Annotated in this window: 14 protein-coding genes; 8 read left to right on the top strand and 6 right to left on the bottom strand. The window is 64.2% G+C overall.

The annotated features are described in order from the left end of the window. Window positions 1-170: 170 nt before the first annotated feature. Window positions 171-2,861, bottom strand: coding sequence for an aconitate hydratase AcnA (acnA, locus tag NYR54_RS02105; protein ID WP_261513771.1), 2,691 nt, complete (start codon window positions 2,859-2,861; stop codon window positions 171-173). Window positions 2,862-3,130: 269 nt separating this feature from the next. On the opposite strand from acnA, the gene ccmA reads away from it, so the two are divergent. The 5 genes from ccmA (at window position 3,131) to NYR54_RS02080 (ending at window position 6,122) form a co-directional block, all read left to right on the top strand. Further along, a complete protein-coding gene (ccmA, locus tag NYR54_RS02100) occupies window positions 3,131-3,739 on the top strand; it encodes a heme ABC exporter ATP-binding protein CcmA (protein WP_261513770.1) in 609 nt (202 codons plus the stop codon). 82 nt (window positions 3,740-3,821) lie between these two features. Beyond that, window positions 3,822-4,484 (top strand): heme exporter protein CcmB, encoded by a 663-nt coding sequence (gene ccmB, locus NYR54_RS02095; protein WP_261513768.1) that lies wholly within the window; start codon window positions 3,822-3,824, stop codon window positions 4,482-4,484. Between the two features lie 113 nt (window positions 4,485-4,597). Further along, window positions 4,598-5,377, top strand: a complete 780-nt coding sequence (locus NYR54_RS02090; protein WP_261513767.1) for a heme ABC transporter permease — start codon at window positions 4,598-4,600, stop codon at window positions 5,375-5,377. Beyond that, on the top strand, window positions 5,374-5,550 hold the full coding sequence (gene ccmD / locus NYR54_RS02085; RefSeq protein WP_261513766.1) for a heme exporter protein CcmD: 177 nt from the start codon (window positions 5,374-5,376) through the stop codon (window positions 5,548-5,550). The genes NYR54_RS02090 and ccmD overlap by 4 nt, the downstream gene beginning before the upstream one ends. Next, the gene (locus NYR54_RS02080) at window positions 5,547-6,122 is read left to right on the top strand and encodes a DsbE family thiol:disulfide interchange protein (protein WP_261513765.1); all 576 of its coding nucleotides are present in this window, start codon (window positions 5,547-5,549) and stop codon (window positions 6,120-6,122) included. Before ccmD ends, NYR54_RS02080 begins: the two co-directional genes overlap by 4 nt. 246 nt (window positions 6,123-6,368) lie before the next feature. Here NYR54_RS02080 and NYR54_RS02075 read toward each other — a convergent pair whose 3' ends face one another. From NYR54_RS02075 to NYR54_RS02065, 3 genes are all read right to left on the bottom strand, one after another. Then, window positions 6,369-7,319 carry a tyrosine recombinase XerC gene (locus tag NYR54_RS02075; RefSeq protein WP_261514063.1) on the bottom strand — a complete coding sequence of 317 codons (951 nt, stop codon included), beginning with the start codon at window positions 7,317-7,319 and terminating at the stop codon, window positions 6,369-6,371. A gap of 110 nt (window positions 7,320-7,429) precedes the next feature. Next, window positions 7,430-9,259 carry an ABC-F family ATP-binding cassette domain-containing protein gene (locus NYR54_RS02070; protein ID WP_261513764.1) on the bottom strand — a complete coding sequence of 610 codons (1,830 nt, stop codon included), beginning with the start codon at window positions 9,257-9,259 and terminating at the stop codon, window positions 7,430-7,432. A gap of 1 nt (window position 9,260) precedes the next feature. Further along, window positions 9,261-9,908 (bottom strand): thiamine diphosphokinase, encoded by a 648-nt coding sequence (locus NYR54_RS02065; RefSeq protein ID WP_261513763.1) that lies wholly within the window; start codon window positions 9,906-9,908, stop codon window positions 9,261-9,263. On the opposite strand from NYR54_RS02065, the gene NYR54_RS02060 reads away from it, so the two are divergent. After that, window positions 9,907-10,527, top strand: coding sequence for a GNAT family acetyltransferase (locus tag NYR54_RS02060; protein WP_261513762.1), 621 nt, complete (start codon window positions 9,907-9,909; stop codon window positions 10,525-10,527). The two genes, NYR54_RS02065 and NYR54_RS02060, sit on opposite strands and share 2 nt — an antisense overlap. 32 nt (window positions 10,528-10,559) lie before the next feature. On the opposite strand, the gene NYR54_RS02055 is transcribed toward NYR54_RS02060, so the two are convergent. Further along, window positions 10,560-11,519 carry a LysR family transcriptional regulator gene (locus NYR54_RS02055; RefSeq protein WP_261513761.1) on the bottom strand — a complete coding sequence of 320 codons (960 nt, stop codon included), beginning with the start codon at window positions 11,517-11,519 and terminating at the stop codon, window positions 10,560-10,562. A 131-nt stretch (window positions 11,520-11,650) separates the two neighbouring features. Here NYR54_RS02055 and NYR54_RS02050 point away from each other — a divergent pair, with 131 nt between their 5' ends. Then, window positions 11,651-12,298 carry an FMN-dependent NADH-azoreductase gene (locus NYR54_RS02050; protein WP_261513760.1) on the top strand — a complete coding sequence of 216 codons (648 nt, stop codon included), beginning with the start codon at window positions 11,651-11,653 and terminating at the stop codon, window positions 12,296-12,298. Window positions 12,299-12,319: 21 nt separating this feature from the next. Here NYR54_RS02050 and NYR54_RS02045 read toward each other — a convergent pair whose 3' ends face one another. Next, window positions 12,320-13,195 carry an IclR family transcriptional regulator gene (locus NYR54_RS02045; protein WP_261513759.1) on the bottom strand — a complete coding sequence of 292 codons (876 nt, stop codon included), beginning with the start codon at window positions 13,193-13,195 and terminating at the stop codon, window positions 12,320-12,322. Between the two features lie 175 nt (window positions 13,196-13,370). Here NYR54_RS02045 and NYR54_RS02040 point away from each other — a divergent pair, with 175 nt between their 5' ends. Beyond that, complete coding sequence (locus tag NYR54_RS02040; RefSeq protein ID WP_261513758.1) at window positions 13,371-14,132, top strand: SDR family NAD(P)-dependent oxidoreductase; 762 nt, start codon at window positions 13,371-13,373, stop codon at window positions 14,130-14,132. Window positions 14,133-14,188: the final 56 nt, after the last annotated feature.

The following is a 14,188-nucleotide window of genomic DNA, read 5'->3' as shown; positions in this document are numbered from 1 at the left end:
TATGGGCGGATGAGTTTGCCATCTGCCACATATCGGGAGGAAATCGTAGAGGCGGCCCCGCGTCAATCGGAAGTCACGTTGCGGTGAAACTTTGCCGTGGGCTTCACGCGCCTCCCAAAAGAAAGCCGCCGTCGGCGGACGGCGGCTTTCCTGTCTGTCCGGCGCAGCCTCTATGCGGCGAGGTCGCGCAGCACGTATTGCAGGATGCCGCCGTTCTTGAAGTATTCGAGCTCGTCGAGCGTATCGATGCGGCAGATGAGCGGCACTTCCTTCACCGAGCCGTCCGCATAGGTGATCCTTGCGGTCATCCGGGCGCGCGGCTTGAGATCTGCCAGCCCCTCGATGGTTACCGTCTCGTCGCCCTTGAGGCCGAGTTCCTGCCAGCTCGTATCTTCGGCGAAGACGAAGGGGATGACACCCATGCCAACGAGATTGGAGCGGTGGATGCGCTCAAAGGAGCGGGCGATGACCGCGCGTACGCCGAGTAGGTTGGTGCCCTTGGCCGCCCAATCGCGCGAGGAGCCGTTGCCGTATTCCACCCCGGCGAAGACGACGAGCGGCACGCCTTCGGCCTTGTACCGCATGGCCGCGTCGTAAATCGACATCTCCTCCTTGGAGGGATAGTGGATCGTGTAGCCGCCCTCTTTGCCGTTCTCGCCCAGCATGTGGTTGCGGATGCGGATATTGGCGAAGGTGCCCCGCATCATCACCTCATGATTGCCGCGCCGTGTGCCGTACTGGTTGAAGTCCACCACGTCCACGCCGTGCTCCAGGAGGTACTTGCCAGCGGGCGAGGCGGCCTTGATGGAACCGGCGGGCGAAATGTGGTCCGTGGTGATTTTATCGCCGAACAGGCCGAGGATGCGCGCCCCCTTGATGTCTCCGGCAGGCCGTGGCGTGCGGTCCATGCCCTCGAAATAGGGCGGGTTCTGCACGTAGGTGGACTCGGGATCCCACGCATAGGTCTGGCCGGAAGGCGCCTGGACCTGCTGCCACAGCTCGTCGCCCTTGAAGACATCCGCATACTTCTTCTCGAAAAGCTCGCGCGTGACGTGCTTGGCGATGAAGTCCTGGACCTCGTGGTTGGACGGCCAGATGTCCTTCAGGTAGACGGGATTGCCGTCCCTGTCCTCGCCGATGGGTTCGCGGGTCAGATCCTTCCTCACCGTGCCGGCGAGCGCATAGGCCACCACCAGCGGCGGCGAGGCGAGATAGTTCGCCTGCACGTCGGGCGAGACGCGGCCCTCGAAGTTGCGGTTGCCCGAGAGCACCGAGGCGACGATCAGGCCCTTCTCGTTGATGACCTTCGAGATGGGCTCTGCCAGCGGGCCGGAATTGCCGATGCAGGTGGTGCAGCCGAAGCCTACCAGGTTGAATCCGAGCTGGTCGAGTTCCTTCTGCAGGCCGGACCGCTCCAGATATTCGGCCACGACCTGGCTGCCGGGCGCGAGAGAGGTCTTCACCCAGGGCTTCTGCTTGAGCCCGAGGCGATTGGCGTTGCGGGCAAGCAGTCCCGCCGCGATCAGCACGGACGGGTTGGACGTGTTGGTGCAGGAGGTGATGGCGGCGATCGCCACGTCGCCATGGCCGATCTCGTAATCGGTGCCCTCCACGGGATAGCGCTTCTCCGTATCGACCGTCTTGCGATACTCCTTGCCCAGGGCCTCCTCGAAGCCCGAGGCGATGCTGCTGAGCGGCATGCGGCCTTCGGGCCGCTTCGGGCCGGCCATCGAGGGCACGACATCGCCCAGATCAAGCTCCAGCGTGTCGGTGAAAACCGGCTCCGCTGCGCCCGATTCGCGCCACAGGCCCTGCGCCTGCGTATAGGCCTCGACGAGCGCGATGCGCTCTTCGTCGCGGCCCGAGGTCCTCAGATACTTCAGCGTCTCGTCGTCCACGGGGAAGAAGCCGCAGGTGGCGCCATATTCGGGCGCCATGTTGCCGATCGTTGCCCGGTCGGCCAGCGTCAAATGATCGAGGCCAGGGCCAAAGAACTCGACGAACTTGCCCACAACGCCTTTTTGCCGAAGCATCTGCGTGACGGTGAGCACCAGGTCGGTGGCGGTCACGCCCTCGTTGAGCTTGCCGGTCAGCTTGAAGCCGATCACCTCCGGCAGAAGCATCGAAACAGGCTGGCCGAGCATGGCCGCCTCCGCCTCGATGCCACCCACGCCCCAGCCGAGCACTCCAAGGCCGTTGATCATGGTGGTGTGGGAGTCGGTGCCGACGCAGGTGTCGGGATAGGCCAGCGTTTCGCCGTTCTCCTCGTTGGTCCAGACCACTTGGCCGAGATATTCGAGGTTGACCTGGTGGCAGATGCCGGTGCCAGGCGGAACGACGCGGAAGTTCCGGAATGCCTGCTGGCCCCATTTCAGGAAGCGGTAGCGCTCGCCATTGCGCTTGTATTCAAGCTCCACATTGCGCTTGAAGGCCATGGGCGAGCCAAACTCGTCCACGATCACCGAATGGTCGATGACCAGATCCACCGGCACCAGCGGGTTGATCTTCTCCGGGTCACCGCCGAGAGCAGCCATGGCGTCGCGCATGGCGGCCAGATCGACCACGGCCGGCACGCCGGTGAAGTCCTGCATCAGCACACGGGCCGGCGAATAGGCGATCTCCACGCCCGCCGTGCCCTTATCCTGCAGCCAGGCGGCCACCGCCTCGATGCTTTCCTTGGTGACCGAGCGGCCGTCCTCCTTCCGCAGGAGGTTTTCGAGAAGCACCTTCATGGAAAAAGGCAGGCGCGAAATGCCCGGAAGGCCGTTCTTTTCTGCCTTCTTCAGGTCAAAATATGTGTATTCGCGGTCCCCCACCTTGAGGGTGCGGCGGCATTTGTAGCTATCGAGAGAAGTCGTCAAGGCGTCCCATCCTGGCTCTGTTCTACCCGAACGGGAGCGGACGTCCTGCGACAGGATCTGAATGCGGGTGCGATCATTTCCGCGTCCGCCCCCTGCGTCCGGCCGGTCAAGGCGGCGCGTGCGCTGGTTCGGCACAAGGGTGTCCACGCCGACCGCTGGCGTGGTTGTCCGGCATATAGAGAATTTCGTAGAAGGGGTCCAGAGTGCGCGAAGCATTTGGTGCGTTTCGAGAGGGATCGGGGAACCCGTTGCCGGAAAGCGGAAAGATCATGCGGCTTGCTGCCGAGGGCTTGAGCGGCGAGCGTGGCGGAGAGCGCATCTTTTCGGGAATCTCCTTCGAGCTGGAGAGCGGAAGGGCTCTGGCCGTGACCGGGCCGAACGGCGCGGGCAAGACGACGCTGCTGAGGATCATCGCCGGCCTGTTGCCAGCCGCGGAGGGGAGGGTGACGCTGTCGGGCGACGAGGAGCGCTGGCCGGGCGTCGCGGGGGCCTGCCATTATCTCGGTCATCTTAACGCCATGAAAGCGGCGCTCACGGTGGAGGAAAATCTCGCTTTCTGGCGCGCTTTTCTGGGCGCCACCGGCCTTTTCCCACAGGAGGCGCTGGAGGCGGTCGGCCTTGGTGGAATCGGTCATCTGCCCTTTGCCTATCTTTCCGCCGGCCAGCGCAGGCGCACGGCCATTGCCCGGCTTCTGGTTTCGCACCGCCCCGTCTGGTTGCTCGACGAGCCGACGGCGGGCCTCGACCAGGCCTCCGCGTCCCGGTTTTCGGCATTGATGCGTGAGCATCTGGCCGCAGGCGGCATCATCGTTGCCGCGACTCACCTGCCGCTCGGCTTCGAGACGGTGGAGGAGCTGAGAATGGGGAAGCGGCAATGAGAAATACCCATTCTTCGCTACCAGCGCGTGCTGCAGCAATGAGCGGAAATGGCGGCCGCGGCACGATACGGAGTGCCGCCTGATGCTCGCGCTCTACCTGCGGGAGGTGAAGCTCGGCCTGCGGGCTGGCACCGGTGCGCTGACGGGCGTGCTCTTTTTCCTGGCTGTGGTCGCGGTCATGCCGTTCGGCGTGGGACCCGATCTCAACCTCCTGTCGCGTATCGGGCCCGCCGTACTATGGATCAGCGCGCTGCTCGCCAGCCTGCTCGGACTCGAGCGCCTGTTTCAAGCCGACCGCGAGGACGGCACGCTCGATCTTCTCGTAATGGCGGATGCGCGCCACATGCTAGCCTTCACCGTCTTCGTGAAATGCCTTGCACACTGGACGGCGGGCGTGTTGCCGCTGGTGGCGGTCGCGCCTCTGCTCGGCCTTTTCATGAATGTGGAGCCGGCCGGGCTTGCCGCTGCGACGCTGACACTTCTGGCCGGCACACCCGCCATCACCTTCATCGGCGCCGTGGGGGCAGCCCTCGTGGTGGCCCTGCCGCGGGGGGGCCTGCTCGTTTCCGTGCTCGTCCTGCCCCTGACGATACCGGTGCTCATCTTCGGCGTTGCGGCAAGCCGCGGCGCGGTGGCCGAGCCCGACCCGTTCCTGCAGCCTTTTCTAATCCTCTGCGCCTTGACGCTCTTTTTCTCTGTCATAGGCCCGGCCGCAGCGGCGCTGGCGCTGCGGCATGTCGACTAGGCGGTCGGCCAGGGCCGGGACGTTGCCGGTGCACGGGAATGTGAGCGGCTGGCACTCATGCGGCAATCTGCATGAATTGCCGCGGAGGGGTGCGGGGTTTATGTAAGGCAGCGATGACCGAGATCGCAAAGCTCACCGAACGCCTGACGGCGCTTGCAAATCCGACGCGCTTCCTGGCGCTTGCCGGCAGCATGCTGCCCTGGCTGACAGGGGCGGCGGTACTTCTTCTTTCGGCGGGTCTCATCCTCGCTTTTGCCGCGCCGGAGGACTACCAGCAGGGCATCACGGTCAGGATCATGTATATCCACGTGCCCCTCGCGTGGCTCTCCATGTTCTGCTACACGATGATGGCGGCTTCAGCGCTCGGCACGCTGGTGTGGCGCCATCCGCTGGCGGACGTGTCCCTCAAGGCCGCAGCCCCGATAGGCGCTGCCTTCACGGCACTCGCGCTTGCCACCGGCTCCATCTGGGGCAAACCCATGTGGGGCACCTGGTGGGTGTGGGACGCGCGGCTCACCTCCGTCTTTGTGCTGTTTCTCATGTATCTCGGCATCATCGCGCTCACGCGCGCTCTGGACGATCCGGGCCGCTCCGCGCGGTCGGCGGCAATCCTGACGCTGGTGGGCTTCGTCAACATCCCGATCATCAAATTCTCGGTCGATTGGTGGAACACGCTGCATCAACCGGCCTCCGTCTTCCGGCTGGACGGGCCAACGATCCATCCGAGCCTGCTCTGGCCGCTTCTTGTCTGCGCGCTGGGCTTCACGCTGCTGTTCCTTTCGCTGCATATCATGGCTATGCGGGCGGAAATCTGGCGCCGGCGCGTTGCCGCCATGCGACGCATGTCGGCGCGCGTCGCCGAAGTGCGGCCAGCCAAGGGCCACGTCTCATGACCCATACGGCCTATGTGATTGCCGCCTATCTGGTTGCGGCATTGGGGATCGCGGGCCTCGCCGCATGGATTTTGCTTGACCAACGGACCCAGAAACGTGCGCTCGAGGAGCTGGAAGCCCGCGGCATCCGCCGCCGCTCCGAAAGCCGGCGGGCTGGGGAAAGCCCGCGATGAGCATGGCCGAGAAAGGCTCGCCTGGCCGCCGCCGGCTTTTACTTATCCTGCCGCTTCTGGCCTTTCTTTCCCTGTCGGGGATTTTCCTCCTGCAACTCATCTCGGGTCGGGATTCCTCCTACGTGCCGTCGGCGCTGATCGGCGAGCCTGCGCCGCAAACCAAGCTTCCGCCGCTGGAAGGGCTGGACTTGCCCGGACTCGATCCCGCGGCTTTCATGGGCCGGGTGAGCGTGGTGAATGTGTGGGGCTCCTGGTGCCTGCCCTGCCGCGAGGAGCACCCGCTTTTAATGCAGCTTGCCGAAGACGGGCGCGTCCGCGTGGTCGGGCTTAATTACAAGGATAAGCCGGAAAACGCTCGCCGCTTCCTGGGCGAGCTCGGCAATCCCTTTGATGCGATCGGCGTTGACGCAAGCGGCCGCGCGGCGATCGAATGGGGTGTGTACGGCGTGCCGGAAACCTTCGTCGTCGGGCCGGACGGTACCATCCGCTACAAGCATGTTGGCCCGTTCTCGCAGATCAGCCTGAGCCGCGAACTCCTGCCGGAAATCGAGAAGGCGCTGGCCGATTTTTAGGGGCGGCGGCTTTAGGATGACGCGGCGCTGGGCGCTTTTCCGACGTCATCACGGGCCAGTGAACGAGACCCGGACCCGAAGAGACAGTGGAGGTAGCGCTACCGGGTCCTGGATAGCCGCTACGCGGCTTTCCGGGATGACAAAGGGGCACTGTGACCCACAACGCCCTCCTCATCTCAGAGAACGAGTATCCGTCAGAGGACAAGATGCGCCAGTAAGCCTGCAATCAAACCTACAGTCGGGCCGTCAGGCGCGCGGATGCGCCTTGTCGTAGATGTTCAGCAGGCGGGCCGTATCCACCGCCGTATAGATCTGCGTGGTGGAAAGGCTTGCGTGACCCAAAAGCTCTTGGATCGCCCTGAGATCGCCGCCGCGGCCAAGCAGGTGGGTGGCGAAGGAATGGCGCAGCGCGTGCGGCGTCGCCGTCTCGGGCAGGTTGAGGGCCGAGCGCATCTTCTTCATCTCGCGCTGGATGATGGCTGGCTGCAGCGCTCCGCCTTTTGCGCCGCGGAACAGCGGACCTTCCGCGGAAAGATGATAGGGGCAGAGCCGCTGGTATTCCAACACGGCTTCCGCCACTACGGGCAGAACCGGCACCACCCGCGTTTTGCCGCCCTTGCCTGTTACCCGGAGCGTGCCCGCGCGAATGGCAGCAATATCTGCCCCGTTCAGCCCAAGCGCCTCGCCGATGCGCAGGCCGGAGCCGTAAAGCAGTGCGAAAAGGGCCGCATTGCGGGCAGCGATCCACGGTTCCTCGGCAAGCTGCCCTTCGCCTGAGGCGACGCGTCGGGCGTCGTCTGGCGAAAGAGGCTTCGGCAGCGCTTTCGGCGCGCGCGGCGCACGCAGCGCGCCGGCGCCCGCGGCGTTCGCAAGGCCGCGTCTTTCCAGAAAGCGCAGGAAGGACCGGATGCCCGCAAGCGACCGGCCCAGGGTTCGCTGGCCCACGCCCTCGGCCCGGCGCGCGGCGAGGAAGGCGCGCAGATCGGCAGGCCTGAGCTCGGCGATGTCGCCGATGCTGGGCGCTCCGCCGCAATGGCCGGTGAGGAACTGCAGGAACTGGCGCGTGTCGCGCTCATAGGCCTCCACCGTCATCCGGGCAAGCCGCCGCTCCCGGCTGAGCGCAGCGAGCCATTCGGCACGCGCCTTCTGGAGTTCGGGTGTTGCGGAAATGAGGAACTCTTCGGCCACGGGAAGCATCCTGCTGTGCTTGCCCGCAAGCATCGCCCCTCGTGGTTAGCATCGGGTGAAGATGTACCTGCTGCACGCGGGGCGTCGTCAGGTGGGCGGGGCCTTGGCCTCGGCCGGCGCTATGCCTGCCCCGCCTCAATCTCCTCGCGCAGGATTTCGAGTTCCAGCCATTCCTCTTCCAGCCGGTCGCGCTCGGCGCGCTTCTCATCCAGCTCCTTCGTGAAGCGGGAGAAAGCGTCCGGATCCCGTGCATAGAGCGTCGTGTCGGCAAGCTTTTTTTCCAGAAGCGCGATCTTGCCGTTGAGCTCCTCGATCCGACGGGGAAGGGTTTCAAGCGCGTATTTCTGCTTGTACGAGAGCTTTCGGGCGCCCTGCCGCGCATCCGTCTGCGCCGCCTCGCGGCCTGCGCCTTCCCCGCGCGGAGCGGAGCCGGCGGATTTCTCGCGTCGCCGCAGGGCCTCGCCCTTACGCTGCGCCATCATGTCGGAGAACCCGCCCGCATACTCGATCCAGCGCCCGTCTCCCTCCGGCGCGATGGTGCTGGTCACGGTGCGGTCCAGAAAGTCGCGGTCATGGCTCACGAGAATGACCGTGCCCGGAAAGCCCTCGATCAGCTCCTGGAGAAGATCTAGCGTCTCCATGTCAAGATCGTTGGTGGGCTCGTCTAGCACCAGCAGATTGGCCGGGCGTGAAAGCAGCCGGGCAAGCACGAGCCGCGCCCTCTCCCCGCCTGAAAGATTACGCACCGGCGTGCGTGCCTGTTCGGGCTTGAAGAGGAAATCCTTCATGTAGGAGACGACATGCCGCTCCTGCCCGTTGACGACCAGCGACTCGCCCCGACCATCGGTGAGGAAATGGGCAAGGGTCTCCTCCCGGTCGAGAGCCGCCCGGTTCTGGTCCAGCGTGGCGATCTCGAGATTGGCGCCAAGCCGCACGGAGCCGGCGTCGGGCTCAAGCTGGCCGGTCAGCATCTTAAGAAGCGTCGTCTTGCCCGCCCCGTTGGGCCCCACGATGCCCAGCCGGTCGCCGCGCAGGATGCGCGTGGAAAAATCGCGGACGACGGTGAGCTCGCCGTAACGCTTTTCCAGGTTCCTCCCCTCGATCACCAGCTTGCCGGAAAGGCGGGCGTCGCTCGCGGCCATAGTCGCGAGCCCCTCCGCCGCCTGGTAATTGCGCCGGCGCTCTCTCAGCGCCTGCAGTTCGGCAAGCCGCCGCACATTGCGCCTGCGCCGCGCAGTGACGCCGTAGCGCAGCCAATGCTCCTCGCGGGCAATCCGGCTCTTCAGCCTCTCCTGTTCGCGCTCTTCCTCCTCGAACAGCTTGTCCCGCCATTCCTCGAAATGGGCGAAGCCCCTGTCGAGCTTGCGGGTGATGCCTCGGTCGAGCCACACGGTCGTGCGGCTGACGCGCTCCAGAAAGCGCCGGTCGTGCGAGATGACCACAATGGCCGATTTCGAGCGGATGAGCTCATCTTCCAGCCATTCGATGGTGGTGAGATCGAGATGGTTCGTAGGCTCGTCGAGAAGCAGGATGTCCGGCTCGGGCGCCAGCACCCGGGCGAGTGCGGCGCGGCGGGCCTGCCCGCCCGAAAGCGTGGCGGGAGCTTCATCTCCCGTAAGGCCAAGCTGGTCGAGAACCAGTGAAATGCGGCCGATGTCGTCCGCCGGACCAAGCCCTGCTTCCACATAGGCGCGCACGGTTGCGTAGCCCTGCCAGTCGGGCGACTGCGGCAGATAGCGCAAGGTGGCGGCAGGCTGGCGGAAGACTTCGCCTTCCTGCGGCTCGACAAGTCCCGCTGCAATCTTGAGCAGGGTCGATTTGCCGGAGCCGTTGCGCCCCACGAGTGCGATGCGCTCGCCCGGCCCGACCGTGAGCGACGCGCCCTCGAACAGCGGCGTGCCGCCGAAGGTGAGCCGGATGCCTTCGAGATTAAGAAGCGGCGGTGCCACGTCAGTGTCCTCTGTCGCCGAAACGATCAGCCAAAACAAGCGCGCGGCCCCGGGCAAGCGTGATCGCAAGCCGTCCGAGCACCTCGTTGGAAATCGTCAAAGACGCGCCGAAGGGAACTTCCACCGCATCGAGCGGCCATTTAGCGCCGGTGACGGTGAGGCCCGACAGCGCGTCGAAGGCAAGAATGCTGAAGAGTGTGCCGTCGGGATAGTCGAAGGCGTGTCGCCGGCCAGCTATCAGCGGCGTGCCCTCATGGCGGCCGCTTGTCAAAAGAACCTCTATGCCCTTTTCGGAAAGCCGGACCGCCTGGGTGAGGTGGAGATGCGCATGGTCAGGCCGTTCGCCGCCGAAAGCCCCGACAGCCACTATCGCGGTCGCTCCAAGTCGGAGGGCCGCCTCGACGGCCAGCTCGCCGTCCGTCCTGTCCTTGTCCCGCGGAAAGACCTCTTGTCTGACATGCGAATTGGCTTTCCGGAGCTCGTCAGAAACCGAATCGAAATCCCCGACCCACAATTCCGGCGTAAGGCCAAGCAGGGCCGCGTGGCGCATGCCCGAATCCGCGGCTATGACCCGCGTTCCGGCCACCTGGGCCAAAAGGTCGGGTGTGCGGTGGATGTCACCGCCAAGCAGGATGGTGAATCGGCTCATGAGGCGCGGCATTAGCATGCCCGGGGAACAATGGGTAGGAGAGTCGGTTCTTGCATCCGCGGCCATGGGCTGGCGCACCATCCGCTGCATCGCCTGCCGGAAATATCGATTTGCACGGACGCGCACCATGAAGAAGCTCTACGAAACGGCCGCTTTCGCCTACTTCCTGATCGCCACGGTAAGCCTGCTCATTTCCGCCTTCGTGCTGATGGGCTATGCGCTGTGGGAAATCGCCGGCGGGATCCTGGCAACGGATCTCAACTCGGTGAACCGAGTGCGCAGCGCGCTGGACGGCGTCGGCCTGATGATCATCGGCTTTGCCGTGGTGGAGGCGGGCACGTTCATTGCCGAGGAGGAACTCATCCGCAAGAGGGAGCTGCGCTCCACGCGCGAATCGCGGCGCTCGATCACCAAGTTCATCACCATCATCGTCATTGCGGCCAGTCTGGAGGCGTTGGTGATGGTCTTCAAGACCGGCCGCGAGGCGATCCCCGCCGTCATCTACCCGGCAGCCCTGTTCGCCTCGGCGATGCTGGCGCTCGTTGCGCTTGGGGCCTACCAGTGGCTTTCGAGCAGCGTTGAGCGCGGGGGCGACGATTTTCCTCAACCGCCCGCCTGAAAGCCGGGAAACGCGAGCCCACGGCCCCTTCTTCAGGAGCAGCCCACCGAAACGGGCATTCGCTTGCCGGCGACGTAGGCAGGTGCCTCGTCAGGGCAGGCAGACAGCTTTTGCCGGAAAGCCTCGATCAGCCAGCCTGCTGCCGGACCGGGCGGGTTGGCCGATCTGCGAAGCACGTAAAGCGGATATTCACCCCCCTCATAGGCGTCGAGCTTCAAGGGAACGAGCTTGCCTTTCGCGATGTCCTTTTTGACCAGGGCAGCCGGCAGCCCGCCCCATCCAAGACCGCCCCGAACGAGCTGGTACTTGGTGGCGAGGTCTCCAACGTGCCAGGTTTTGTAGGAAAGGACGTTGAAGTTGCGTCCCCTCGTGATGCCCGAGGTGTCCGTCACCACGATCTGCACCTCTTCACGCACGTCAGCGATTGTCAGGGGCCGCTTGATCCGCCCCAAGGGATGATCGACGGCGGCCACTGGCACCATGAAGGAGCGTCCGATCTTTTCCGCGGTGATGCGGTCGTCCTGTTTCAAGAGCGAGCCGCTCAGGCCCACATCCGCTTTCCCGCTCAGCACCAGGTCGACGACCATGCCGAGCTCGCCGACGGTGAGCTTGAGCGATACGGCCGGAAACTTTTCCCGGAAAGCGCGCAGCGAGGCGACGACGGCCTCCGATGGCACCATGACACTGGTGGCGAGTGAAATCTCCGCCTCGACGCCCTGTTTGATGCTCTTGGCCCGGGCGCGCATCGCCTCCAGGTCGGCGATGATCCGGCGGGCGTCCGTTAGCATGGCCTTGCCCGCCTCCGTCAGCTTCGACTGTCGTGAACCTCCGCGCTCGAAAAGCTGCACTTCAAGCTGCGCCTCGAGATTGGCGATGGTGTAGCTCACCACGGATTGGGCGCGGTTCAGCGCCCGTGCAGCCGCCGAAAAACTGCCGGTCTCGGCCACCGCGAGAAAGACCTGCAGCTGGTCAAGGGTCGGGTTCGCGTCCAAGCCAGGTTATCCAAAAATTCGATTGAATCCTTCGATTTTTTATCGGTTTTCTGGATTTTCGTCCATCCCTACTTACGCGCCGCGCCACGGGGCATCTGCCCCTTATCCGACCTGACGACAAGGAGAAGAGCATGTCCACCATTCTGCTCGTCACATCCAGCCCGCGCGGCGAGGAATCGGTCTCCAACAAAATAGCGATCGATCTGGCGAACAGGCTAAAGTCCGAAACGGACGGGGCCTCGCTTATTCACCGCGATGTCGGGACCTATCCGATCCCGCATCTCGATCCGGTGACCATGGCAGCGATTCGCAAGCCGGCTGAGGCCCGCAGTGCGGAAGAGGCGGCCGCTGTCGAATATTCCGACCGGCTCGTCGGCGAACTCCTGGCCGCCGATACGGTCGTGATCGCCACTGGGCTCATCAATTTCAGCATCACGTCCACATTGAAGAGCTGGATTGATAGCGTCGCCCGGGCCGGCCTCACCTTCCGCTACACGGAAGACGGCCCGGTGGGTCTTGCCACGGGCAAGAAGGTCTACCTCGTCGTGGCATGCGGCGGCGTTTATTCGGAAGGTGCCGCCATAAGCATGAACCATGCCGTCCCCTATCTGAAGACTATTCTCGGCTTCATGGGGATGACCGATGTGGAGGTCATTTATGTCGAAGGCCTGGCCTTCGGTCCCGAGGCGACTCAGAAGGCCGTGGCCTCGGCTCAGGCCCGGGTGAGGGAGCTGGCTTTCGCTGCCCGCCGTTCCGGCATCGAGCCCGTCGCAGCCTGATGCGCTCGGCGTCGCCGCACTTCAGGATGGCGATCGTCCGGCTGTGCCTTGTTCTTGACCGCCATGCGGCTCTTCGCGAGCGCCCTGGGCAACCCCTCCGTTGACGGCTTTCGATGCAGGCTCATTCCGACAGCGCGTTGCCGTCTCCCGTTCGTAATCGGCCATTGCAGTGCGCATCTCCTTGACGATCCTGTCCAGATTGGCTGCGAGCCGCGGGACATATCCGCCGATCCCGATCGCCATCGGCTGGCCGTGGAAACGCGTCGGTAGCAGCATTGCTACCGACGCAGCGCCGGCCACGGGCAGGTCGGGCACGAAGCAATATCCTTTCTGCCTTACCTCCCGCATCGTCGTCATCAGCGTGTCGAACTCGACCATTCGGTGGGCGGCGCTTTGCCTGATGCGCTCGTAGATAACCGCAATCTCCTTGTCGGTATGGGTGCTGAGCAGCATCCAGCCGAGATTGGACTGGAGGAGCGTGCGCTGGCCACTCGGGGGAATGAAGAACTTGATTTTGTGCTCCGAGTTGAGCACCGTGAGAAAGTGGATGTTGATATCGTTCTGCACGCCGACCGAGACCGATTCCGTCGTGCGTGCGTTGAGGTCGCGCATAAGGTCCTGGATGGGACCGTTCACGATGTCGGCCTCTTCGATCCAGTCCCCCAGCTTGGCGACGGCAATGTTTGGCAGATACGTGCGCGTATGGATGTTGTAGTTCAGATAGCCGATAGCCAGCAGGCTCTTTAGCATCACCGTGGTGCTCGACTGGGGGTAGCCCAGCGCCTCGATGATCTCGCTCAGCGTCAAAGGGCGCCGTTCCCTCGAAAACAGTTCGAGGATTTCCACGACCCGCACCGCCGACTTGACCAGCGTGCGCTCCCTGCCCTTCGTCCTCATCGCGCGGTCTTCCAGCTTGGGCTTGGACAACTCTCGTTGATTTTAACAGTGTGGGCGCTCCACCTGCCAGTCCCTGCTTCCACCCGTATTGCTGATATGCGGGCAGTGGTATGCCCGCGCGCCCACTGCAAGAGTATGTCAGTAGGTGATATCCCAGTGCTTTGAGGTGGTCGCGATGAAGGATGACAAGGAAGGCCCACCCGCGAAAGGTCGGGTGGCCATGCTAACCGGCGCGGGCGGACGGATGGGCGAGGCGACGGCACGGAAGCTGGCGGCGGAAGGTTACAGGCTTGCTTTGGTCGACCGCAATGCCGAGGCCGTGGAACGGCTGGCAGCGGAGCTCGGTGGAGACCACATCGCCATAGCCGCCGATCTCTCCACGCCCGACGGTGCCGCACAGGCGGTCGCCAAGTGCGAAGCAGGCTGTGGGCCTGTCGAGATACTGATCAACAATGCGGGCATTTTCACGCCTGCGAAACTGGAGCAGACTACGGATGCCGAGTGGCGTCGCGTTCTCTCGGTCAATCTCGATTCCTCCTTCTACCTGTCCCGCCTGGTTGTGCCGGGCATGAAGAGCCGGCGCTTCGGCCGAATCGTCAATGTCGGTTCGATGGCGATGAAGAATGGCGGGCTTACCGCCGGCACGGCCTATGCCGTCTCCAAGGGCGCGCTCGGCGCCTTCACCTTTTCGCTTGCGCGCGAATGCGCTCCGTTCGGCATCACCGTCAATGCCATTGCCCCCGCCTATGTGGAAGGCCCCATGATCACCGAAGGCCTCTCGCCGGAGCAGCTCGAGGCGGTGTGTCGCCAGATACCGGTCGGCCGCTTCTGCCAACCGGAAGAGTTCGCCCACTGCGTGGCCTTCCTGATCGCCCCACTGTCGGGCTTCATCACGGGCGAGATACTCGACCTCAACGGAGGCCTTCATCTCGACTGAATGAGTCGCGGCCGGAATCCAGACCGCCGGCTTCGTGAAAACAAGAAGCCCGAAGC

This window comes from Chelativorans petroleitrophicus, from assembly GCF_025398195.1.
GTDB lineage: Bacteria > Pseudomonadota > Alphaproteobacteria > Rhizobiales > Rhizobiaceae > Chelativorans > Chelativorans petroleitrophicus.
The sequence above is the reverse complement of the archived record's forward strand: the minus strand, read 5'-3'. Positions and strand labels throughout refer to the sequence as shown.

Bases quoted from the DNA above. Each gene is read 5' to 3' on its own strand.
- ccmA (WP_261513770.1), top strand. From the start codon at position 3,131: ATGCGGCTTGCTGCCGAGGGCTTGAGCGGCGAGCGTGGCGGAGAGCGC.
- ccmB (WP_261513768.1), top strand. From the start codon at position 3,822: ATGCTCGCGCTCTACCTGCGGGAGGTGAAGCTCGGCCTGCGGGCTGGC.
- NYR54_RS02090 (WP_261513767.1), top strand. From the start codon at position 4,598: ATGACCGAGATCGCAAAGCTCACCGAACGCCTGACGGCGCTTGCAAAT.
- ccmD (WP_261513766.1), top strand. From the start codon at position 5,374: ATGACCCATACGGCCTATGTGATTGCCGCCTATCTGGTTGCGGCATTG.
- NYR54_RS02080 (WP_261513765.1), top strand. From the start codon at position 5,547: ATGAGCATGGCCGAGAAAGGCTCGCCTGGCCGCCGCCGGCTTTTACTT.
- NYR54_RS02075 (WP_261514063.1), bottom strand. From the start codon at position 7,319: ATGCTTCCCGTGGCCGAAGAGTTCCTCATTTCCGCAACACCCGAACTC.
- NYR54_RS02060 (WP_261513762.1), top strand. From the start codon at position 9,907: ATGAGGCGCGGCATTAGCATGCCCGGGGAACAATGGGTAGGAGAGTCG.
- NYR54_RS02065 (WP_261513763.1), bottom strand. From the start codon at position 9,908: ATGAGCCGATTCACCATCCTGCTTGGCGGTGACATCCACCGCACACCC.
- NYR54_RS02050 (WP_261513760.1), top strand. From the start codon at position 11,651: ATGTCCACCATTCTGCTCGTCACATCCAGCCCGCGCGGCGAGGAATCG.
- NYR54_RS02045 (WP_261513759.1), bottom strand. From the start codon at position 13,195: ATGAGGACGAAGGGCAGGGAGCGCACGCTGGTCAAGTCGGCGGTGCGG.
- NYR54_RS02040 (WP_261513758.1), top strand. From the start codon at position 13,371: ATGAAGGATGACAAGGAAGGCCCACCCGCGAAAGGTCGGGTGGCCATG.